This window comes from Desulfitobacterium elongatum, assembly GCF_055378975.1.
Genome location: NZ_AP038772.1, coordinates 3,266,992 through 3,290,311 on the forward strand (window position 1 = coordinate 3,266,992; position 23,320 = coordinate 3,290,311).

Below are 23,320 nucleotides of genomic sequence, written 5' to 3' on the forward strand. Positions count from 1 at the left end.
CCTCCTTTTTATTCGCAGGATAATATATGGAGGGGCATTCCCTAAGGTGCCCGTTATTCTTCAGTTAATTCTAACCATTCCGCCATTGCAGCTTCTAAAAGATCTTTGGTCGATTCATAGGTATTATGAAGTTCAATCGCCTTTTCGTAATCAGATTCTGCTTTCGCAAGATTACTTTCAATCTCTTGGAGCTCATTCTCCCAATCGGCGATCTGTTTTTCGAGCTGTTGGATTCTCTTTTGTCGTCGCTGTGCTTCCCGATCTTTTTGTCCCTTATTATTCGTCTTTATCTCAAATTGACTATTTTCTTCTGAGAGGGCTTCATCTTGGACTTTTGATTTATAGGAACTGTAGTCTCCTTCATGAAGTTCAATTCCGTCTGGAGTTAAAAGTGCGATCTTATTGACGACTCGATCGAGAAAATACCTGTCATGAGAAACAACAAGCAGTGTCCCGTCGTAGTCTTGAAGTGCCTCTTCCAAGACATCCCGCATCCTTGAATCCAAATGGTTCGTCGGCTCATCAAGCAGGAGTAGATTCCCCTTCGACAGAAAGAGCTTAGCCAAAGCTAACCGGCTTTTTTCTCCTCCACTTAACACCTGGACAGGCTTGAAAACGTCTTCGGAGACAAAACCGAAACGTGCAAGTAGGCTCCGAATCTCTGGATCCTTTAATTCGGAAGCATCACGGATTTCATCCAGGATACTTCCCTTTCCCTTCAGCTCTTCATGCTCCTGAGAATAATACCCTAACTTCACGTTTGCACCCAGTCGAATCTCACCACTATAGTGGAGTTTGCCATAAATCGCTTTCAGGAAACTTGTTTTCCCAATTCCATTTTTACCAAGAAGTGCGACTCGGTCTCCACGCCGTAGCTCCAGACTAACTCCTTCAAAGAGCTTCCGTTCGGGAAAACGTATGGATACCTCCTCTATCATGAGCGTGCGATCTCCGCTACGTCGCCCCGTGGAGAGAGAAATATGCATATCCTTGGAAGACTTCGTCATTTGATCAGGCTTTATCTTATTCAGTTGAGTTTCTCTACCTCGTGCCTGCTTTGAATTAACACCCGCTTTATTTCGTCGAATATACTCTTCAAGACGTGCTATTTTTTGACTAACCCGCTCAGCTTCCCGAGCGAGAGTTGTCTCTTCAACTGCCCGTTGAAGCTCGTACTCAGAATAATTACCAGGATAACTTTTGAGAGTTCCATTCTCAAGATGCAGAACTTCATGGACGACATTATCTAAGAAATATCGGTCATGAGATACAACTAAGATTGCACCCGGATATCCCTTTAAGAAACCCTCCAACCACTCTAAGGCCTCCACATCGAGATGGTTCGTAGGTTCGTCTAAAACGAGGAAATCAGGAGAACGAAGAAGAAGTTTACTCAGCGCGAGCCGAGTTTTCTGCCCACCGCTTAGTTGATCTACTCGAGTCTTGAACTCCTCGCCCAGACCTAGACCTGACAGGATCTTTCGGATTTGTGCTTCAAGTGCATATCCTCCGGATCGTTCAAAGGATTCTGTCAAAGCACTATATTGCTCGAAGACCTTCTCCTCAGGGTTCAACGACATTTTCTCTTCTAGAGCATGTAATTGGTTCCGCATCTCAATTAAATCTGAGCGTTCAGCCAGCATGCTCTCCCAGACCGTTCCTTGTTCCTCGATGAGAGGATTCTGAGGAAGATAACCTACCGTCCCAGTAAGAAGGACTTGCCCACTCTCCAACCGCTGCTCACCAAGACAAGCCCGCAACAGAGTGGTTTTTCCTGCACCGTTAGGTCCTACTAATCCAATCTTTTCTCCCTTCTCCACGCCAAAGGTTACTTGCCGGAAAAGGGCCTCACCGGATACATCCACTCCACAGCTCCGACAGTAAAGAATACTCATATCTTCTAAACCCCTTTATATCATACATCTCTTTTACATAACATCTCGAAAAAGACCTATTAGACCCAATACCGTAGCTTTTCGCGCAGAAGTGAAATAAAGGTTTAGAACTGACAATCCGGGCAGAACACGGTAGTCCGCCCTCCCATTCGTTTCTTTGCAAGAGGTCGTCCGCAAAGCATACACGCTTCTCCCCCACGACCATAAACCTTTAGTGCCCTTTGGAATGCCCCCTTTTCTCCATTGGCATCTTGATAATCCCGAAAGGAAGTTCCATTGGCATCTACTCCCTCTTGCAATACCTTACGAATGGAGGTATGGAGTCTAGCCAGTTCTTTCTCGGACAAGGTGTTTGCCACCCGCTCTGGAGAAAGTCCAGCACGAAATAATGACTCATCAGCATAAATATTTCCTATACCGGCAACAATGGTTTGATCTAATAGGGCGTTCTTTAACGGCATCTTACGAGGAGCAAGCCGTCGCCCTAATTCCTCGGGTGTAAACTCCTCTTCTAAAGGCTCTGGACCTAAACGTTTCAAAGAGGGCTGATTAAGACGGTCATCCGATCTTACGAGCTGAAGTCGTCCAAATTTTCGAGTATCTGTAAAGTGAATTTCTCCTTTGGAAAGCTTCAAAACGACATGCGTATGCTTCTCCGGTTCCTGACTATGCGGAAAATAATTCAACCGTCCCGTCATACGCATATGAGCAATGATAGACCAACCACCTTCTAAAGTGATTAAGAGGTATTTCCCCCGTCTTTCGATACTTTGAAGGCTTAGACCTCTGACGATTTCCTCAAAGCCATGTCCCTCATACCCGACTACAGCTCCTGACCAAAGTAGGATGACTTTTTCAATTTTTAATTTAAGAACGTGTAGACTTAAAGTCCTGCGAATGGTTTCAACTTCTGGTAATTCCGGCATCAGTTACACCCTCATAGTCTTAGCTATTTTCAATGTCATAGGACTGCATTTCATACCAATTCGGCCCTGTCTTACATTCGACCGTTAAGGGGACCGAAAGAGGAAATGCATTTTCCATCTCTTCTCGAACAACTTGTGCGACGCTAGCCAATTCCTCAGGTGCGACCTGAATCACCAGCTCATCGTGCACCTGCAACAGTAGATCAGCCTGATACGGTTCCAAGGCTTGGGCCACCCCTAGCATTGCTAATTTCATAATATCTGCTGCGGTACCCTGGATGGGGCTATTCATCGCAATCCGTTCCCCGAATTGACGTTGTACACGGTTTGGATGACGTAGTTCTGGAATGCGCCGTAAACGATTCAGCAAAGTACGCACCTGTGCTTCTTCCTTCGCCTTGACAACGACTTCTTCCAGATAACGCCTAACTCCCGCATAACGAGAGAAATATTGCTCGATGTAATACTTCGCTTCTTTGCGAGGAATTCCTAAATCCCTACCCAGCCCAAAATCAGTGAGCCCATAAACCAAGCCGAAGTTAACAGCTTTGGCCTTACGCCGCATATCGGAGGTAACTTGCTCCATTGGAATACCGAAGACCTCTGATGCAGTTCTAGTATGCACGTCTTGATTGAGCGCGAAGGATTCACAAAGCAATTCATCCTGAGAATAATGTGCGAGGATTCTTAGTTCGATCTGAGAGTAATCCGCTGATAAGAGAACCCAACCATTTCGTGTGGGTTTAAAGACTTTACGGAGCAAACGCCCATGTTCAAGACGAATCGGGATATTTTGCAAGTTGGGCTCAGTACTCGATAAGCGACCCGTTGCAGCCACCGTTTGTTGGAAGGTAGTATGGATTTTCCCCTCCCGAATCTGGGAAAGCAAACCGTTCACGTAGGTCGACATCAGCTTACTTAATTGACGATAGTCCAAAATACGCCCCACGATGGAATGCGAAGTCCGTAATTCTTCTAAGGTTTCAGCATCAGTCGAATACCCAGTTTTCGTCTTTTTCATAGGGGGTAGCCCTAGCTTTTCAAAGAGGATACGCCCGAGCTGCTGGGGGGAATTAATATTAAAGGTCTCCTCGGCATCTAAATAGATTTCCTGCTCAAGGCGCAGTAATTCTCCCGTTAACTCTTGGCCAAATCCCTCCAGTTGACTGGCATCGACCCCAATCCCCTGTCTCTCCATTCGCGCTAACACAGGACTCAAGGGTTCTTCCAGTTCATGAAGAAGCGCACTCATCCCTAACTCCTCTAAAGTCTCCTGATATCGCGCTACGACTTGGGTCAACGCTGCTGACTCTTCTGCGAGACTCGTAAACGGCATATTCCCCGGCACATACTCTCGAACGAGTTCCACGGGTTCGAACTTAGTCCGAGTAGGATTGATAAGATAGGCGGCAAGGCTTATATCTAAACTCAACCCACGCAGGGTAATATCTTCATTCAATAAGAGGGTATACAAAACCTTGCTGTCCGCAACAATTTTCGGAACGTCTGGATTTTCCAGAAGGGTAATCCAAGCTTTCCGCAAGTCTATGTCAAGATCGTCCCATGCAAGAGAATACGACTCCCCTTGGACTGCAATTCCCCAACCCGTGATTTTCCCCCAGTGAGGGTTCCCACCGGTCGACCCGAAAGCTAGGACCAAGGATGTTTTCTTATCTTGCCAGTTGTCAACCCGCTCAAGCCATTCCTCTGGCGTAAGCTCACGAATCGGCCATGTTTCAGCTAATTGATTCATATTTTCTTCTTGGGATGTTGAATCTTTAGAATCAGAAGGTCTTAGGCTATGGTGCTCCTGCCAGATCCGTGCAACACTTTTCAGCACATATTTGTCAAGTACAGCCGAAAAGGTTCCTTCGTCTGGCCTATGGTAGGTGAAAGCATCCAAATCAATTTCCAGTGGAACATCATAGATCATGGTCGCTAGTTTTTTACTTAATAAAGCCTGTTCTACATTATTCTTGAGGTTTTCCTGCAGTTTTTTCCCAGAAATCTTCTCAATATTTTCTAAGACATTTTCAACCGTTCCATACTCCCAAAGCAGCTTCAAAGCCGTTTTTTCCCCTACTCCAGGAACTCCTGGAATATTATCAGAAGTATCGCCCATTAACCCCTTGAGGTCAATGATTTGTGCGGGGCGCAACTGATATCGTTCATAAAGGACGGGTTCCGTATAGGCATCAACTTCGCTGATCCCCTTTTTAGTGAGAAAAACGGTCGTAAGAGGAGAAACCAGCTGCAGAGCATCCCGATCTCCCGTATAGATTTGAACTTCCCAATCCCGCTTTTCCGCCATCGAGGTGACTGTGGCAATGATATCGTCTGCCTCATACCCGGCACATTCTAGCATAGGAACCGAAAAGGCTGCTAAAACTTCTTTCAGGTAATCAAATTGAGGCTTCAGTCCCTCAGGAGTCTCCTTCCGTTGACCTTTGTATTCAGCATATTGTTCGATGCGTACCGTCGCTTTCGTTTTATCAAAGGCGACAATCCAGTAATCAGGCTTCTGTTCTAAAAGCAATCTTAATAACATGGTCATAAAACCATGAAGAACATTCGTTGGCTTACCCTCCGCTGTCGTTAGCATAGGCAGGGCATAAAAAGCACGATTGGCTAAACTATTTCCATCTAAAATCAGGATTTTTGACATGAGAAAAACCCCTTTCTATACGTTATTAACTATATCATATCGGGCAATCACCTGCCAAACCAATAAAGAAAAGCTTCCAACCTTAGTACGTTGAAAGCTTAGCGATTTATTTGATAAGTTTCTCAAGGCGAGCGAGGTGAAAAGGCTTTGTAATCTCATCACCGTGCAGATAGCAATCTAAGATATCCGCATCTTTAACCACTTCCCCGAGGGGTGTACCCACCTTTTCCTTCTCGGAATGATGTATGACAGCCTGAAGGATTTCTTCCTTTTGCTCTTCGGATAAGGGCATGGTCTTCAAAAACTCTCGCACGGGCTCTTCACCATGAAGCGCATGGTTTGCCTGTCGTCCCGTATACCAACGCCCAATATCATGGAGAGAACAAGCCAAAGCTGCCAATTCGTTATCCACGCCCCGTTCTCTCGCTAGTAGCCGCCCCAATTGAGCACAACTTATCACATGGACACGTTCCCAAGTGATCGGATAATCTCGTTCTATTTCCAAAGCATTTAAACGATCCAAAAGTTTATCAATCTGCTCAAGATGCTGGATAAATCCCCAGTTCATCCAAATTCCTCCCCTGTCCGAATATACTAAAAAAAGAGCCAGAAGGCTCTCCTTAAATAGCTGAGTTGGTGCGAGAGGGGGGACTTGAACCCCCACAAGGTCACCCTTACTGGATTTTGAGACCAGCGCGTCTGCCATTCCGCCACTCTCGCATAAAGTCATGTGTCCGTTCCGTTGCTTCAGCAACAGATGACTTTGTTATAATAGCATTTGTTCAAAAACGTGTCAAGCACTCCATTAAAAAAACTAGAACAAACCACCCTATTTCTCAGCGTCTTCACAGTCAAGCTTCTCTTGAACTTTAACTTCAAATTCGCCATACGCTCTCAGCTTTTCATAGCGTTTCGTTTTTAGCGATTCTGGCGATTCTTCACGAAGCTTGGCAAGGGACTGAGAGATTACCTTAGAAATCTCTTCTGCAGTTTGCTTAACGTTCTTATGGGCTCCGCCTAGAGGTTCACGGATAATTTCATCGGCGACTCCTATTTTCAAAAGATCTTGGGCCGTAAATTTTAAAGCCGAAGCAGCTTCCTTAGCCTTGCCCGGATCCTTCCAGAGAATCGAAGCACAGCTCTCTGGAGCAATGACAGAGTAGAAGGAATTCTCAAGCATCAAGATGGAATTGCCAACGCCTAAAGCCAGAGCCCCACCGCTTCCCCCTTCCCCAATCACGGTACAAACAATGGGGACCTTGTAATTAGACATGGCCTGAAGACAGCGAGCAATGGCTTCTCCCTGCCCTCTTTCCTCAGCTTCCAAATCACACGCTGCCCCTGGTGTATCGATAAAAGTGAGAATAGGTCTTTGGAATTTCTCCGCTTGGTCCATCAGTCGAAGCGCCTTTCGATACCCTTCTGGATGTGGCATACCAAAGTTTCTTAGAATATTTTCTTTCGTATCCTTCCCTTTGACATGGGCAATCACGGTCACAGGAATTCCTTGAAACGAAGCAATTCCACCCACGATAGCACGATCATCAGCAAAGAGCCGATCTCCTTTGAGTTCGATAAATTCATCAAAAAGCAGAGGAGCATAATCATAGAAATTAGGCCTCTCCGAATGGCGAGCAATTTGGACTTTTTGCCAGGGTTCTAGATTTTCATAAATTTCTTTTCTTAATCGAACGAGTCGTCGAGATAGCTTAGAAATTTCCGGAGAAAGATCAATCTCCTTTTCTTTTGAGAATTTCTGCAGCTCGGTAATCTTTTGTTCTAGCTCTAACAGAGGTTTTTCAAAATCAAAGTGTTGAGCCATAACCTGCCCCTTCCTGGTGATAACGCAACAAACGCGCTAATACAGATCTTATCTCTGCGCGTTCAACAACTAAATCAATCTGTCCATGATCCTGGTTAAATTCAGCAGTCTGAGCTCCTGCTGGCAGTTCTTTGCGCATCGTTTGCTTTATTACACGTGGGCCTGTAAAACCAATCAAGGCACCCGGCTCTGCGATATTGATATCTCCCAAAGAGGCATAACTTGCAGTCACTCCTCCAAAGGTCGGATCAGTAAGAACAGAGATATAAAGCAAGTGATGCTCTGCTAAGCGACCTAGTGCGGCACTTGTCTTAGCCATCTGGTAAAGGGACAGTATCCCCTCTTGCATGCGAGCACCCCCAGAAGTGGAAAAGATGATGACAGGATAGCCCAGTTCGATAGCACGTTCCACTGCACGGGTTATTCTCTCTCCAGTAACAGAGCCCATACTTCCCATCATAAATTTCTCGTCATTAAAAGCGAGTACAACTGGAAGCCCGTCAATCTTTCCCTGTCCTGTGAGAACAGATTCAGATACATCGCTTTTATTACGAGCTTCTTCCAATTTATCCTCATACTCAGGGAAACCAAGTGGGTTTATCGATTCCAGCTCATGATTCCATTCCTCAAACGTCCCAGGATCAACTAAATGATCAAGCCTCTCCCGAGCAGAGATTCGAAAGTGATAGCTACACTCCGTACACACTCTCTGATTTTCATTGAGGTCTTTATTAAAAAGCACTTCACCACATTTTGGGCATTTTACCCAAAGACCATCCGGTAATTCTTTACGGATTGAAGTCTGCTCAAGAACTTGAGTGGGTTCCGAAAGGTTTCTTTGAGAGGCAGGGCTTGAGTTTATCGTTATATATTTTGGTTTACGGAAAATATCTTTAAACATGCTAGCTCCCATTAGGCCAGTTATAATCTCATGGGCTTCCTCAGCCTCTGACTCTGGAACAAGAATTTCTACGGATGCATGCTCCCCTAAATGTGCTGAACCAATAGGGCGTAGTTGAACTAACATTCCTTCTTCAGATAACGCCTTTTTATACTTTTCAGCAATCACCTTATTGGGTGCAATATAAATAACGGTCCACATCATAAATTCCTCCTTGTTCAAAAAGAGAAACATACCCTTATCTTAGCGGATATGTTCTAACCGTTACGAAACAATTGTGACCAGCTCACAAAACCTTTACTATTTTTCATCATAACACAAGGGAAAATTTCTTGCAAGAATGGGGTAAGGATGGGGCATTTACTCACCCTTCATTTCGATTTGATACTTGTTCAGGAGAGCCTGTTCCACATGAGCGGGAACGAATTCCGTGATACTTCCATTCAAGCTGGCAGCCCACTTAATCGAACTTGAACTAATAAATGAAAATTCACTTTGCGTCATTAAAAAGACCGTTTCAATGTCTGGCGCTAACTTTTTATTCATAAGGGCCAATTGGAATTCATACTCAAAGTCTTGCATGGCCCTTAACCCTCTGATAATTGCGATAGCCCCACATTCTCGAGCAAACTCTACAGTTAGCCCTTCAAAGCCTTTTACCTGCGTACATGGCATATCCTTGGTCGCTTCATTCAATAATTGAATTCGTTCTTCAAGGGAAAAAAGTGTTGACTTATTGCTGTCTACAGCAACTGCTATTATAACTTCATCAAAAAATTCTGCGGCCCTTTTAAGGATATCAAGATGACCATTCGTGACTGGATCAAACGTACCGGGATAAATCGCTGTTCGCACTTGTCCCCATACCCCTTTTCAAAATTCTTATTTTTATACTACAATAATAGTGTTAACTGACCTTCCAGGCAACATTTTCATTTCCTAGTATCTTAGACAGATCATGGACTAATTCCTCTAAGTCTGTCACCCAAAATTCTCTATTTCCTTGTATTAATTTTTTATCCAGAACGAAATAGAAAAAGACAGGATTCGGACCCGCATAGTTCTGTAACACAGGTATCACTTCGTCTAGAAGGTTTGTCCCTTCATGGGGAAACCGTAGATAAAGTTTTCTGGCAGACGTTGGACTTTTTTGTATCTGCATATTGGTTTGATGTCTCGGTACTGGTACTTGATTACGTTCTGACGCTTGCTCTAACCCCGTGATTCGTTCTGCGAAAAGCTTACGCTCATCATCGCGAATATTATATTTCCCCTCAATCACGATGATCTGATCATCTTTCAAACCTGAAATTTGGGCGAAGGTTCGAGGGAAAACGAGAACTTCGATTGTCCCCGTCAAATCTTCAAGGACGAAGCTCGCCATCATTTCTCCTCTTTTGGTTACTGTTGTTCGGTATCCAGTGACTAAACCCCCGAGAATAACCTTTTTCTCTTCATCTGATTCCAAACAGGTCAGTATATCCGATGAAGTCGCATTTTTCAATTTCGGGAGAAGACTGTCTATTGGATGTCCACTGAGATAAAGCCCGAGGTACTCTTTTTCCATCGTGAGAAGTTCACGATCTGAGTACTCCTCAACCTCTGGAAGTTCGACTCCTTCATCGACGGAATCACCGAAATCGAACAAGGAGAATTGACCGCTTTCTTTATCTTTTTGGCGCCGTTGAGCCAGATCGAGTATTGAATCCAAGGCTTGTATTCCTTGAGCCCGTTTGCAGAGAGAACCAAATCCGCCCGCTCGGAGCAAGCTCTCTAGTACCCTCTTATTGAGAACTTTACCATCGACCCGAATGCAGAAGTCGTAGAGGGAGGTAAAAGGCCCTTCACGACGTGCTTCCATAATCTTCTCTACCACATTCGCCCCAACATTGCGTACAGCCCCTAGCCCGAAGCGTATCCCCTGCCCTTCGATGCTAAATCCGACCTTACTCGATTGTACATCGGGTGGAAGGATTTGAATCCCGCTCGTTCGTGCATCATGAATATAGAAGGAGACCTTATCTGCCGAGCTCATCACCGTACTGATTAAAGCCGCCGTGAATTCTAGTGGATAGTTGGCCTTAAGGTAAGCTGTTTGATAAGAAATCACCGCATAAGCTGTCGCATGCCCTTTATTGAAGCCATATTCCGCAAACTTAGCCATCAAATCAAAGATTTCACCAGCTTCGCTCTCCGTGAGTCCGCATTTCAAAGCCCCTGTGATAAGAGCTTCCCCAGTAGGGCCCTCAAGTCCATAGATAAAGCTCTGGCGTTCCTCTTCCATGATCTCTTTCTTCTTCTTCCCCATGGCACGCCGAAGCAAATCGGCTCGTCCTAGAGAATACCCCGCTAAGTCCCTTGCAATCTGCATGACTTGTTCCTGGTACACGATAATCCCATATGTGCTTTTCAGGATGGGCTCAAGCTTCGGGTGGAGATAGGAAATCCTCCCACCGTGCTTACGCCGAATAAATTCGGGGATCTGATCCATCGGCCCAGGTCGAAAAAGTGAAATGACAGCGATAATATCTTCAAAGCAGGTGGGTTTCAAATCCTTTAAGACAGAGCGCATCCCCCCGCTTTCCAATTGGAAAACCCCTGTACTGTTTCCATTCGAAAGCATCTCATAAGTAGCCTGATCATCTAAGGGTAAATTCTGCAAGTCAAGGAGCAGTCCCCGAGTCTCTTGAATACGCAGAAGAGCCTCTTTGATAATCGTAAGATTGCGAAGTCCCAAGAAGTCCATTTTTAGAAGCCCTATCTCTTCTACTGTCTTCATAGGGAACTGAGTCATTATGAACCCCCCATCAGAGGTTCTCTGTAACGGAAGATAGTTTGATAAAGGCTCCTTCGCTATTACGACACCTGCCGCGTGAGTAGAGGAATGTCGCGGCATTCCCTCAATTGATCTCGCCAAGTCATACAGTCGTTTTGTTTCTGGATCTTCATCGATCAACTTGACGAGATCCGGAGACACCGTAAGTGCTTTTTCAAGATTCATTCCTGGGTCACTGGGGATCGCCTTGGCCACTTTATCCACTCTAGCTAGCGGCATCCCGAGAACCCGTCCTACATCGCGAATGGCAGCTTTTGCGCCCATCGTCCCGAAGGTAATAATTTGGCAGACTTTATCCGCTCCGTATTTTTCCGTGACATACTGAATCACTTGTTCACGGCCTTCGGGGTCAAAATCAATATCGATATCGGGCATACTGACCCGTTCTGGATTCAAAAATCGTTCGAAGAGAAGGTCATGCTTAAGCGGCTCAACCGTAGTAATTCCCAAGAGATACGCCACTATACTCGCTGCTGCTGAACCCCGTCCTGGGCCTACTGCTATCCCATGAGTACGCGCATACTGACAAAAGTCTGCCACAATGAGGAAGTATCCAGAAAACCCGGTTTGAGAAATTACTCCCAATTCATATTCTAAACGATCCTTCTGTACTTCAGTCTGTTCAGGGTAAAACCGTTCAAAGACTTCATAACATTGTTCTCGAAGATAAGTATCAAGAGTAAACCCCTTGGGTACCTCAAAATCCGGAAGAAAATGCTCTCCGAACTTGAAATCCACTTGACAACGTTCAGCAATTCTTTCCGTATTTTTTAGTGCTTCAGGATGTTCCCCAAATAGAAGCGTCATTTCCTCTTCTGATTTAAGGAAGAACTCCTGACTAGAAAAACTCATCCGTGAAGTATCTGCTAAATTCTTCCCCGTCTGAATGCACAGGAGAACATCTTGGACAAACGCATCCTCACGCCCGATATAGTGGGCATCATTCGTTGCAACTAATGGAATACCTGTCTTCTCATGAACTTGATACATCCCGATATTGACTTTGCGCTGTTCTTCCAGACCGTGGTCCTGTACCTCGAGAAAGAAGTTCCCTTCGCCAAAAATCTCCTGATATTCTAAGGCGCTCTGACAGGCCATGTCAAATTGATTATTCATGAGGTACTCGGATACTTCTCCAGCTAAACAAGCACTTAAGGCTATGATTCCATTATGATGTGATCTCAAAAGTTCCTTATCTACACGGGGTTTATAGTAAAACCCTTCGACATGAGCTGTGGATACAACCTTAATGAGATTTCTGTACCCTTCTTCATTTTCGGCTAATAATACGAGATGGCGATTTCCGTCATCTCGCCCTGGCACACGATCCGTCCGCCGATTCGGGGCGACATACACCTCACAACCGATAATCGGCTTGATTCCGGCTTTTAGGCATGCCTTATAAAAGTCAACGACGCCATACATTACACCGTGGTCTGTAATGGCTAAAGCTGACATTCCAAGTTCAGATGCTCTCTTGACTGCCTTTTCAATTCGTGCTGCTCCATCAAGCAAGCTATATTCCGTATGGACATGGAGATGTACAAACATCGATTATCTCTCCCTGTAGAGGTCACCTGTAAGACTTCACTCTGAATCGCGGAAAGGCCTTGAGTGATCAAGGCCCTTCCAATATATAGATACATTTTTTATAAGATACAAATTTGTCTTAGGAAAATGCATTTTGGAGAATTAAGACAGTTTCTTATCTCCCATTCGTGCACTCATAAGAGCTTTCGCTAAGAGCGAATTATTCGAGTAAACATCGATTTCGATATTACAATGTTTCTTAGCGACAAGTAATAGTTTTGCTGTGATGCGAACTTCCGTTCCGACAGGAATCGGCTGCATCTGATAAAGTGTAAAATTCTCCGTGATGGCATCAAGTCGATGCTGCTTACGCAAAGCAATATATCCGGCCATATTCATTACGGTTACTAAAACTCCGCAGCTTGCAGACCCAAATTCATTGACCATGAATTGGCTGATCTCACCCTCGATGGTCAGATACTCCGGATCTTCCACATAACGGAAACCGCTTAAAATCAGATTATCTACTGTTTCACCAAATTGAGGTTGCTTCTGAATTTGCTGATACGCTTCGATCAGATCTTGCAAGCCAATGATACCAATGAGCTTACCTTGATCGACAACTGCAGCGATTTCCCAGCCTTCCCAGACCATAATCCGAGAAATATGGGTCACTGAATCCTCGCGTCCAACGACGAAGGGTTTAGCGTTCATCACTTCAACGACAGATGTCTTCATTTCTGCACCAGCCACATCAACTGCTGTAATCATCCCAACGACAATCATGTCGGAATCCACCACAGGGAAACGACTATGACTAGTCTTCTGGGAGAGTTCATGCCAATCTCCGACTGTTGCATCCGTCGTTAGATACTTCACATCCTTGACCATAATATCTTCAACGAGGATAAGTTCTTTTTCGATAAGACGGTCATACAATGCCCGATTGATCATAGTCGTAACAGCAAAGGTATCATAGGGTGATTGAATAATGACCAGATGGTTTTCTCGTGCTAAGTTGACAACATCCTCCTGAGGGTCTAATCCTCCGGTAATCAGAAGAGGAGAACCCTGTTGCAAGGCCAACATCTGAGCATCATGACGATTACCAACGATACATAAAGCGTTATCTTCGAGATAGCGCTCCATCGCATCCAATTCCATAGCGGCAATAATAAATTTATTGGGCGAATGATCTAAGTTTTCATAGCCACAAATTACGATTCCCTCAACAATCTGAGAGACTTCACGTAAGGTTAAATCTTCAATACGCCGCTCTTTCGCTCCCTCGATACGAATCGTTCCAACCTTAGGAATCGAACGGACAAAGCCTTTCGTCTCCGCTTCTTTGATTGCACGATAAGCAGTACCTTCACTAACATCTAATTCCTTTGCGATAAAACGGACAGAAACCTTGCTCCCTATGGCAAGGTCCTCTATAAAGCTCAAAATTTGTTGATGCTTTGTCTGACTCAATGGTACGCTCCCCACTTTTCTCATGCTTTTCAAGTGTCATTATAACACATTTGAAACTCTTTCAACTATGCTCTGAAAAATATGTTGAAAATTATTGTATATCAGGGGGCTTTTTCTTATTTCTTTGAGTCATGAGTCCCCCAATTTTCCCTGCATCCTTTGCACTGAGTGAATGCCACCCTTTTACACGCACCTGATCCAGGAGTCCTAATTCAGCTGCAATCTCCATTTTTAGTGATTCTAGTGGATCGGTTCTCTTTGCCTTTGGTTTTTGTCCCTTCACTTAAATCATCCCCCTGCTTATTCCATGCCCATCGTAATAGGGACAGATTGGCTTTATCTCCGTCGGACGGTGTCTTAATCGGCAACGACCCTCCACATAGTAGAAGCAATTTGCTGTACATGATTTTTGTGTCATAGAGATCAACTCCTTAGAAAGAGTTTTTCCTAATTCCCAATAAAAAATACCTGCGGTTCTCTCCGCAGGTATCTCATACACTTTTTACTATAGGGTAATCGCTTGACCAGGAGTCAAGATAACGCCTTCACTCTCCGGGCATTTTCTTCGCAGGTTTTCAGTAAATTCACTTGCATCCTGCTGAATGAGGGGAAACGTATTATAATGCATCGGAATAACGCGCTTGGGACGAAGATAGGTCGTGGCAAAAATTGCCTCCTCCGGTCCCATCGTAAAATTATCCCCGATAGGGAGCATAGCGACCTCTAGCGGATGTCTCCGCCCAATGAGCTCCATGTCGCCAAAAAGTCCCGTATCTCCTGAATGATAAAGCCACTTTCCCTCTATCTGAATTAAAAATCCACAGGCTAACCCCGCATAATCAAAGGACTCCTCTTCTCCTTGGGGTTCAAAAACTGAGCCATGCAAAGCATGCGTCAGACGTACGAGCCCGAATTTGAAAAGATGTTTCCCTCCAATATGCATCGCATGGGTCGCCGCACCCCGCTTTTCGCAAAGTCGAGCAAGCTCATACACCCCTATAATGGGAGCGCCAGTCCTTCTCGATAGCTCGATAGCATCCCCTAAATGATCTGAATGCCCATGTGAAACAAGAATGGCATCTAATTCTTCGAAATCCATAGGGCTAACATCCGCGCTCGGATTATTGCTTAAAAAAGGATCAATAAGGATCCTTCCTTGTTTACTGCTCACCTCGAAACAAGCATGTCCATGGAAGCGAATTTCCATAATGATGTCCCCCCTGATACATAATAATTAATTATTTGCTCTGTTTCCGACTCATCGCACTCAATATAGCAGTGCGACGTAACAATATGGTCACCAGTAAAGCGAAGTCAGCAATGAGTAACGTCGCTGCCAAGACCCAAGACCCCAAGGCACCTAAGACAGCTGCAATACCAAAGCAAGCACTCATCCCATAGAGTAAAAGGACAGCCTGGCGCTGTGAAAGTCCCGCATCAAGCAACCGATGATGAAGGTGACCACGATCTGCCTCCGCGATCGATTGACCTCGTAGTTTCCTACGAATAATAGCGAACGTCAGATCTGTAAGGGGCATTCCTAAGACGAGGAGAGGGAATACAAGACCGAGAATTGTCGCCGTTTTTAACAAACCCATAATGGAGATTCCACCGATAATATACCCTAAAAACATACTCCCCGAATCTCCCATAAATACACGTGCCGGATGAAAATTAAAAAATAAAAATCCAAGGGCGGCCCCGGCCAATGCCAACGTCAAATGAGCCTCTGGAACTTGACTAATCCGATTCGCTGACCAAAAAAGAAGCAGTGCAGCTTCAAAGCATATTCCAGCTGCTAAACCATCGAGTCCATCGGAAATATTAACCGTATTAACCAATCCAACAATCCAGAAAACAGCTAAAAGTAGACCGAGCCAACCTAAGCCACGGTTTTCAAAATTCAGATCGACTCCAATGATGGGAAGGGATAGTTGATTCATAGAAAATCCAAAGCAAACAAGCGCGATTGCCGCTGCGATCTGCCAACCTAATTTAACGATAGGGCGAATTTCTCGAATATCATCCCATACCCCGACAACCATGATAAGTGTACTTCCTACAAATAATCCCCATAGCTGAGTGTATAGCTGGGTGTATAGCTGAGTATCCCAATTCCGAGTAAACACAACAGCAATCCAAAATGCCGCATAAATGGCGATCCCTCCGAGCCGAGGAATCGGTTTCTTATGAACATGACGTCCTCCAGGGTAGGCAATCGCACCCCAACGACGTCCAAGCTTCATTGAAAGGGGTGTAGCCACCACTGCGAAGATTAGGGCAATGATGAACGTCAGAGCATAACTCATTTCTGACCCTCCATCGATTTAAGCTGATTACACATATTACATCCTCCATCACTTGCTACGTCATAGTAATACTTATATTTCAATCTCAAAAGAGGCCTGTCCCTTTTAAGTAAACATCAAACGAGTCCTGGATTGCCCCACTGACGTAAAGCCTCATAGACAACCACTGCGACAGAATTCGAAAGATTAAGGGATCGGGCATCGGGGCGCATAGGAAGCCTCATCGTTGTTTCTGGATATCGCGCGAGAATTTCTGGAGCAAGCCCTTTGGTTTCTTTCCCGAAGAGTATATACCCACCCTGTTCAAACTGGATCTCTGTATGCAAACGTCGGGCCTTAGTTGTAGCTAGATAACGCGTCCCTACAGGGTTCTTCTCCTCAAACTCAGCGTAATTTTCATAGATATGTATATCAAGCATATCCCAATAATCCAGTCCAGCTCGTTTTAGATGCTTATCCGTAATTTCAAAGCCTAAAGGTTTGACAAGATGCAGAGCCGCACCGGTAGCAGCACACAGCCTTGCGACATTACCCGTATTCGGCGGAATTTCCGGTTCGACCAGAACAATATTTAACATTATGCTACAGTTCCTTTCGAAAACACATTAATTAGTGACAGCTTGAGCAATTCCCACCACAGCCCGTCGAGCAGCCACCTTCACCACCCGAAACACCTGGACTTGCAAAGCCAGAAATCAGTCGTTTCAAGCCAACGTTTCCACACTGAGTGCATTCAAGCTCTTGCCCCATCTCTCCGATTTTGCAAAGTTTAGATAGGGTCTTCCCGCATGTCGTGCACTTAAATTCATAGATCGGCAAAGGATTCATCCCCTCTTGACCATTTTACTCGTTCACTATCAAATCCATCTTTCTATTATACCCCAAATCATTTGAATGCCCAAGAATTCTCTTTTATTTAACTTATATTTTTTCTATTTTTTTAATTCTTGCCGCCTTAAATCCGATAACAAAACATTACAATGACAAAGGCTTAAACCAACTAATAAAGGATAATAGAGCCCTCTAAACGACTTGTTATACTACAGAGCAATATGATATTATGGGAATAAAAATCTTTGAAGGGAGGAATTCCGTTCATGCTAACGAACGAAGACCGGAAGCTTCTTGAACTCATTTCAACAGATTACCGTTTATCACCCGAAGAACTCGCCATCCAAACCGGTTTAAGCCTGGACCATGTCGAAGATCGAATCAAACACTGGGAAGAAGAAAAGATCATTGTCCAATACAGCCCTCTTATTAACTGGGAACGTACGGGTGAGCCCAGTGTTACAGCACTTATCGACGTTAAAGTCCTCCCTCAGCGAGGATACGGCTTCGATAAAGTCGCAAAGCGTCTTCAGAAATTCCCTGAAATCAAGGCCGTCTATCTCATGTCGGGTGGCTATGACCTTTCACTCTTAATTGAAGGAAAAACGATGCAAGAAGTTGCTTTATTTGTGGCAGAAAAACTTGCACCCCTTGAGCATGTTCAAAGTACTACAACGCATTTTATTCTCCGCCGCTATAAGCAAGATGGTATAGAACTCCTAGGAGAAGAGGAAATTCCTGAAAGGCTGGTGGTCTCGCCGTGAAGAACTATCTGTCTCCCATCGCAGCGAATTTACCTCCTTCAGGGATACGAAAATTTTTCGACCTCGTCTCTACGATGAAGAACGTCATCTCTCTGGGAGTTGGAGAGCCTGATTTTGTTACCCCCTGGACAGTAAGAGAAAGCGGAATCTTCTCCTTAGAGCAAGGACAAACGATGTATACCAGTAACTCTGGTATCCTCGAATTAAGACAAGCCCTCACATGGAATATGTCTAAAAACCTCGGGCTCGAATACAACCCCAATGATGAAATTTTAGTCACAGTGGGGGCGAGTGAAGCCGTGGATCTCGCGATGCGTGCTTTAGTAGCTCCAGGAGATGTCGTCTTGCTTCCTGATCCCTCATATGTCTCTTATGCGCCATGTGCAACTCTTGCCGGGGCCGAGGTTCAGTACATACCCACTCGAGCTGAAGAAGGTTTTCGCTTGCGTATAGAAGACTTAGAGCGAGTCTATACCCCTAATGCCAAACTCCTCGTGCTCTCCTACCCCAATAATCCCACGGGTGCGATTATGACACGAGAGGACTATCTTCCCATTGCTAAATTCGTCTCAGAACACGATTTAATCGTATTATCCGATGAGATCTATTCCGATTTAACCTATGACGGGACTCATACTGCTTTCGCCAGTTTACCCCTCATGAGAAACCGCACCTTGCACATTAGCGGCTTCTCGAAGTCGTATGCCATGACCGGCTGGCGAATCGGCTATGTCGCTGGACATCCCGATTTTATCGGGGCTATGACACGGATTCACCAATATACTATGCTTTGCGCCCCAATCACCGCTCAAGTCGCGGCGCTTGAAGCTCTCCGTTCAGCAGAACAAGCGATGAGAGACATGGTCGGAACCTATGACCGCCGTCGTCGCATGATGGTCCATGGTTTCCGCAAAATGGGCTTACGCTGTTTTGAACCCCTCGGTGCCTTCTATGTCTTCCCAGACATCTCAGCGACTGGGCTAAGCTCTGAAGAATTTGCCGAGCAACTTCTTCTTGAAGAGAAAGTAGCCGTCGTCCCCGGCACAGCGTTTGGTCCATCTGGAGAAGGACATATCCGCTGCTCCTACGCCTATTCGACAGATCAAATTCAAGAAGCTCTCGATCGCATGGAGCGCTTTGTGAGTAAACGCATATAAATCTAGATATCCTGACAAAGACAAGAAGAGTGTACTCGACAATTGAGTACACTCTTCTTATGTACTTATTTTTTTAAAGGCACGTTAAGACCCCAGAGCGTAGCTTTTCGCGCTGTCGTGAACGACTTTTAGCGGAGGGGCAATAAATCGTACGAGGCTTTCGTTGGTGAGCGGCGCCACTGGTTCACATGCAGTAAGCAGAAGGGTTTGGCAACGAAAGTGTCCAGTGACGAAAGCTTCCAGTGGAAGGTTTCGCCCGAAGCCGCATGCCCAAAAAGATTACTAAACGGCTGAAGGTCATTTTCGCCCGAGGCGGCATTCCACAAATGATACTCATCCGCTGAAGGTGCTCCGACGGAAGCGAGTACGAGCCTTCGTCCGAATGCTCCGCCGCATTCGAGCCCTGGAGCTACTGAGTACGTGAGTCTCCGGTGGAGATTCACGCCCGAAGGTACGGCTGCGCGAAAAGCTACTTCTCCAAATTTAAATGTCTACTCCCGAACATAAGCCCGAATCATTGGCGGTATCCCATCCTTCTCCCGCTCTTTCTTCTTCTCCCACTCCCTGAACTTAGAGTCCTTCTGTTTCCTCAAAGCCAAATACGCATTTCGCTGAAGGATCCCTTTCCCTCGCCAACCAGCGGCCGTAGATTTAAACCTCTGATTAAACTCACTCTTTGTCAGGTCGAGAACTCCCCATAAATCCTCACCGCGCGGTACTTTCGATTCCACAGACTCTTCCTTCTGAAGCCATGCTTGATTTTGAGGACAGACCTCTTGGCAGGTATCACATCCAAAGAGACGATTCTCAAGTCGAGCTACTTGCTCCTCCGACAAGACTTCTTTGCTTTGAGTTAAGTAAGAAAGGCATTGGTTTGCAACAAACACACTTTTACCAATAATTTGCGCTGGACAAGCTTCTATACACTTTCTGCAGGAGCCGCATTGATTTGCCATAGGCTCATCAGCAATGATCTTCTGATCCAACAGCATAAGGGCAAGCGAGACAAAAGAACCCGTCTGGGGGATAATCAATTGTTGATTCCGGCCAATCCAGCCGAGCCCTGCTCTTAGGGCAAAAGCCCGCTCATTTAAGGGCCCTGTATCCACTTGGATACGGGGTCTTTCATAGTTCCATCCTGCATTCTCCATAGAAATTATCAGCTCATCACAGCAGTTCTTCACGATCTGATGATAATCTTCCCCCACGGCTGAACGAGCGAGTACTCCTTCTCCTTCCAGTGGCTTACTGGTATAAGGGAGCGGATACGCCAGTGCAACGACCGATTCACAAGAGGGCCAGATCAATTTTGCATCCACACGTCGGGACAGTTCTTTTTCCTCAAAGGAAGTATGATACCCCACTTCCCTACGTTCCTCCAAAAACTCCTTCAAGCCCTCGATGGGCTCAGAGCTGGTAAAACCAATCGCCGAAAAACCAACGATTTCAGCCAATTCACGAATCCTGGCTTTCCAATTCAATTGTTCCTCTCGCTCCATTCGAAGACCTCCACCTATTTGTCCGCACTCATTCATCGAAATACAGTTTATCTGATGACTCTACGAATGTCTAGCGGAGCTAATTATAAAGTAGAGGGCCTTGAACCATCCTAGTTGTTCAAAGCCCTCTACTTGAAAACGTCTAATTTACTCTGCCTGAGTGAATTGTGATTTAGAAGCTCCACACACTGGACAACTCTCTGGAGCTTCCTCTCCTTCATGAACATATCCACATATTAAGCACTGCCAGTTTTTCATGAAGAAATCCCCTTTCTTGTTACACCTTACACTTTCGAGGATTATTTAGTCGCTCTAAAGTAGGCGTAGGTCATAGGTTCAGCTTTTTGAAGAACTTCCGCATTTATGATTTCACCTAAGAATAGAGTGTGGGTACCAGCGTCAAGTTGACCGATGACCTTTGCTTCCATCGTTGAAACGACATCATCCAGAAGTAAAATTCCTGACTCACCACGATGGACCGATACACCCTCAAATTTATTCACCCCGCGGCCTGAGCGATATCCAAACTTCCTTGCATAGTCTTGCCCCTGCTGATTAAGTACAGAAACTCCAAATATTCCACTATTGGCGATAAGCTCGTGAGTATAGTTATTTTTGTTAATACCAATCGCCACTCGAGGTGGTTCTGAGGTCACTTGAAAACAAGTATTTGCACATTGACCATTATCCACTCCCTCGGAGTGAGCTGTGATGATGAATAAACCATAGGATAAAGCATAGAGTGCCTTTTTAATTGCTGTTTCTTTGTCAAGCTCAAGAGCTTTGATGGGGGAAGTCAGAGCACCCAAACTTACTGATTCCTCTTGCTCCGACTTAATTTCTTGGAAGTGAGTGGAGTCCACACCACAGAGTGGACAAGTATCCGGGGGATTATCACCCTCATGAATATAACCACAGACGTCGCATCTCCATTGTCTAATAATAGCCTTCACCCTCTTTCTAAATCTTTAATTAGCATAAATTGAGTCGTATTTTAAGTCAATATACCCCCGTGCTTTTTTTAATATTTCTTAAAGCAAGCCTTAGATTAGCGGCCCTTAATAAAGCACTTCTATTAGTACTTTATTAGGATCTTACAAACGTTTCTCAGCCTGCTGATTTCTTGAAAACTCTCTATACTCCTTCTCTAAGAATTCTTCATTCATTATGAAGTGATCTCCACTCAAGATAAGAACTTTTCGCACAGTATCTTTAAAGGCCCCAAACTCCCGCCCTGAAATTCCACGATTCCGTGCAAATTCTTCTAACGTCCTCCACTGAAGTTTCTGGTTTCGAGAGAGTATTTTTTGAGCCTCAGACCGAATCCTCTGCTGCACCTGCTCAAAGATCTCTTCATCCTGAGGATCGCGTTGTTTTCCTCCGAAAAAGTCCGCTCGCCAAAGATCCAGAAGGTTGGATAACCTCTCTATTTGATAGGCACGTCCATCCCAGCCCTGTTCCCAGGCGAAGCGCCGCGCTTTCTCCTCGAGTTGTCCAGGCTTACCCTCACCACGCAGTTCTGGCATGAAAAATAGCGTCCCAAGCATGTGATTTTCAATAAGCCAAAGAAGTTCCTTTTCTCCACCTGAATTACCTTGTCCCAGGGCCATTGAAAAACGAAATCGAGGTAGGATCTGTCGTGTCAAACGCCCACTTTCCCTTTCATGACCCAAAAAATGTCTCTTCCCATCGGTTACCCACTTAAACCCGACTTTTCCCGAATTCGATTTCCTGATATGTTTCACTTGAATTACATCAGGATAATGATCTAATCGTGCCCCATGGACTTCTACACATTGCCCATTCCAGCGTTGCAGCTGTTTACCCAGAAGACGAAACTCACCCAGCCTAAACCCCCTATTTCCTGCGACACATTTACCCCAAGCGTAACATTCTCGGCTCGCTGTCTCCCATTTCCCCATATCATGAAATAATCCCGCTAATCTTAAGATCAAGCGAGGAGGGGTATTGCGAACGACATGAAGTGTGTGTTCCAACGCATCTTTAGAATGATATTTGTTTTGTACTAAGCCTTTTAACCGAGCAAGCTCTGGTAAGAAGACTTGCCAGTATCCGATTTCGCCGAGCAGTCGAATACCCGTCACTGGATCATCTAGGGTAAGTATACGACCGAGTTCTTCAGAGATTCTTTCTGCCGCAGTCCCCGCGAGAGCTCCAACTGCCCTCTTAGCCGCTTCTAACGTTTCAGCCTCGATCAACAGGCCATATCTCACACTAAAGCGGACAAGTCTAAGGACTCGAATCGGATCTTCTCTAAAACGTTCATCGGGATTGCCGCAAGCTTTCAATATTTTATTTTTTAAGTCCGTTAATCCACCCAGCGGATCGATATATTCTCCCGTCCGTACCTCTTGATATATGGCATTGATTGTAAAGTCCCGCCTTAAAGCATCCGTCTCGAGGTTTCCACTTAAGGGATTAAAGTCGAGACGCTCTCCATTTTGAAAGACACTTATGGTAGGGTGATTCGCCCCAATACGCAAGGGATGATAACCCCATTCCTTTAATAACTGCTCAAGTTGCTCCAAGGATAGTTCGGTGACTCCATCCACATCCTTTGTCGGACGATCTAACAAAGTATCGCGAACCGCCCCTCCAACAAGATAGAGCGGAGAAATTTTAGATATTTTTTCGACGACCTCTTGCTGGAAAGCATCCATATCTATCCCACCTCATAAAGATTAACGG

Annotated in this window: 21 protein-coding genes and 1 tRNA gene; 2 read left to right on the forward strand and 20 right to left on the reverse strand. The window is 45.1% G+C overall.

The window, feature by feature from the left end:
• Positions 1 to 53: 53 nt before the first annotated feature.
• The 16 genes from ACZ42W_RS15450 to ACZ42W_RS15525 all read right to left on the reverse strand — a co-directional run bounded on the left by ACZ42W_RS15450 (position 54) and on the right by ACZ42W_RS15525 (position 17,188).
• Positions 54 to 1,895 (reverse strand): ABC-F family ATP-binding cassette domain-containing protein, encoded by a 1,842-nt coding sequence (locus ACZ42W_RS15450; RefSeq protein WP_464166172.1) that lies wholly within the window; start codon positions 1,893 to 1,895, stop codon positions 54 to 56.
• Positions 1,896 to 1,999: 104 nt separating this feature from the next.
• A complete protein-coding gene (gene mutM, locus ACZ42W_RS15455; protein WP_464166173.1) occupies positions 2,000 to 2,821 on the reverse strand; it encodes a bifunctional DNA-formamidopyrimidine glycosylase/DNA-(apurinic or apyrimidinic site) lyase in 822 nt (273 codons plus the stop codon).
• Between the two features lie 19 nt (positions 2,822 to 2,840).
• Positions 2,841 to 5,486 carry a DNA polymerase I gene (polA, locus tag ACZ42W_RS15460; RefSeq protein ID WP_464166174.1) on the reverse strand — a complete coding sequence of 882 codons (2,646 nt, stop codon included), beginning with the start codon at positions 5,484 to 5,486 and terminating at the stop codon, positions 2,841 to 2,843.
• A gap of 106 nt (positions 5,487 to 5,592) precedes the next feature.
• On the reverse strand, positions 5,593 to 6,054 hold the full coding sequence (locus tag ACZ42W_RS15465; protein ID WP_464166175.1) for an HD domain-containing protein: 462 nt from the start codon (positions 6,052 to 6,054) through the stop codon (positions 5,593 to 5,595).
• Between the two features lie 66 nt (positions 6,055 to 6,120).
• Positions 6,121 to 6,206: transfer RNA gene (locus ACZ42W_RS15470), tRNA-Leu, on the reverse strand.
• Between the two features lie 109 nt (positions 6,207 to 6,315).
• Positions 6,316 to 7,308, reverse strand: coding sequence for an acetyl-CoA carboxylase carboxyltransferase subunit alpha (locus ACZ42W_RS15475; protein ID WP_464166176.1), 993 nt, complete (start codon positions 7,306 to 7,308; stop codon positions 6,316 to 6,318).
• Entirely contained in the window at positions 7,292 to 8,209 is a 918-nt protein-coding gene (gene accD / locus ACZ42W_RS15480; RefSeq protein WP_464171037.1) for an acetyl-CoA carboxylase, carboxyltransferase subunit beta, read from the reverse strand. Before accD ends, ACZ42W_RS15475 begins: the two co-directional genes overlap by 17 nt.
• Before the next feature lie 360 nt (positions 8,210 to 8,569).
• Positions 8,570 to 9,064: a pantetheine-phosphate adenylyltransferase gene (gene coaD, locus ACZ42W_RS15485; protein WP_464166177.1), complete on the reverse strand. Its 495-nt coding sequence runs from the start codon at positions 9,062 to 9,064 to the stop codon at positions 8,570 to 8,572.
• 52 nt (positions 9,065 to 9,116) lie between these two features.
• A complete protein-coding gene (locus ACZ42W_RS15490; RefSeq protein ID WP_464166178.1) occupies positions 9,117 to 12,596 on the reverse strand; it encodes a DNA polymerase III subunit alpha in 3,480 nt (1,159 codons plus the stop codon).
• Positions 12,597 to 12,737: 141 nt separating this feature from the next.
• Complete coding sequence (locus ACZ42W_RS15495) at positions 12,738 to 14,051, reverse strand: DRTGG domain-containing protein (protein ID WP_464166179.1); 1,314 nt, start codon at positions 14,049 to 14,051, stop codon at positions 12,738 to 12,740.
• A 91-nt stretch (positions 14,052 to 14,142) separates the two neighbouring features.
• Positions 14,143 to 14,334, reverse strand: coding sequence for a small, acid-soluble spore protein, alpha/beta type (locus ACZ42W_RS15500; protein WP_464166180.1), 192 nt, complete (start codon positions 14,332 to 14,334; stop codon positions 14,143 to 14,145).
• On the reverse strand, positions 14,335 to 14,469 hold the full coding sequence (locus tag ACZ42W_RS15505; protein ID WP_464166181.1) for a cleavage protein: 135 nt from the start codon (positions 14,467 to 14,469) through the stop codon (positions 14,335 to 14,337).
• A gap of 87 nt (positions 14,470 to 14,556) precedes the next feature.
• On the reverse strand, positions 14,557 to 15,258 hold the full coding sequence (locus ACZ42W_RS15510; protein ID WP_464166182.1) for a metal-dependent hydrolase: 702 nt from the start codon (positions 15,256 to 15,258) through the stop codon (positions 14,557 to 14,559).
• 31 nt (positions 15,259 to 15,289) lie between these two features.
• Positions 15,290 to 16,360: a glycosyltransferase family 4 protein gene (locus ACZ42W_RS15515; protein WP_464166183.1), complete on the reverse strand. Its 1,071-nt coding sequence runs from the start codon at positions 16,358 to 16,360 to the stop codon at positions 15,290 to 15,292.
• A gap of 116 nt (positions 16,361 to 16,476) precedes the next feature.
• Complete coding sequence (locus ACZ42W_RS15520) at positions 16,477 to 16,938, reverse strand: tRNA (cytidine(34)-2'-O)-methyltransferase (protein ID WP_464166184.1); 462 nt, start codon at positions 16,936 to 16,938, stop codon at positions 16,477 to 16,479.
• Between the two features lie 31 nt (positions 16,939 to 16,969).
• On the reverse strand, positions 16,970 to 17,188 hold the full coding sequence (locus ACZ42W_RS15525) for an FmdB family zinc ribbon protein (RefSeq protein ID WP_464166185.1): 219 nt from the start codon (positions 17,186 to 17,188) through the stop codon (positions 16,970 to 16,972).
• A 269-nt stretch (positions 17,189 to 17,457) separates the two neighbouring features.
• On the opposite strand from ACZ42W_RS15525, the gene ACZ42W_RS15530 reads away from it, so the two are divergent.
• A complete protein-coding gene (locus ACZ42W_RS15530) occupies positions 17,458 to 17,955 on the forward strand; it encodes an Lrp/AsnC family transcriptional regulator (protein WP_464166186.1) in 498 nt (165 codons plus the stop codon).
• Positions 17,952 to 19,112: an aminotransferase class I/II-fold pyridoxal phosphate-dependent enzyme gene (locus ACZ42W_RS15535; protein WP_464166187.1), complete on the forward strand. Its 1,161-nt coding sequence runs from the start codon at positions 17,952 to 17,954 to the stop codon at positions 19,110 to 19,112. Before ACZ42W_RS15530 ends, ACZ42W_RS15535 begins: the two co-directional genes overlap by 4 nt.
• Before the next feature lie 491 nt (positions 19,113 to 19,603).
• Here ACZ42W_RS15535 and queG read toward each other — a convergent pair whose 3' ends face one another.
• The 4 genes from queG to ACZ42W_RS15555 all read right to left on the reverse strand — a co-directional run bounded on the left by queG (position 19,604) and on the right by ACZ42W_RS15555 (position 23,292).
• Positions 19,604 to 20,611: a tRNA epoxyqueuosine(34) reductase QueG gene (gene queG, locus ACZ42W_RS15540; protein ID WP_464166188.1), complete on the reverse strand. Its 1,008-nt coding sequence runs from the start codon at positions 20,609 to 20,611 to the stop codon at positions 19,604 to 19,606.
• Between the two features lie 147 nt (positions 20,612 to 20,758).
• On the reverse strand, positions 20,759 to 20,869 hold the full coding sequence (locus ACZ42W_RS15545; RefSeq protein WP_464166189.1) for a rubredoxin-like domain-containing protein: 111 nt from the start codon (positions 20,867 to 20,869) through the stop codon (positions 20,759 to 20,761).
• A gap of 41 nt (positions 20,870 to 20,910) precedes the next feature.
• Positions 20,911 to 21,555, reverse strand: coding sequence for a flavin reductase (locus tag ACZ42W_RS15550; protein WP_464171039.1), 645 nt, complete (start codon positions 21,553 to 21,555; stop codon positions 20,911 to 20,913).
• Between the two features lie 150 nt (positions 21,556 to 21,705).
• Positions 21,706 to 23,292, reverse strand: coding sequence for a tRNA nucleotidyltransferase/poly(A) polymerase family protein (locus ACZ42W_RS15555; protein ID WP_464166190.1), 1,587 nt, complete (start codon positions 23,290 to 23,292; stop codon positions 21,706 to 21,708).
• Positions 23,293 to 23,320: the final 28 nt, after the last annotated feature.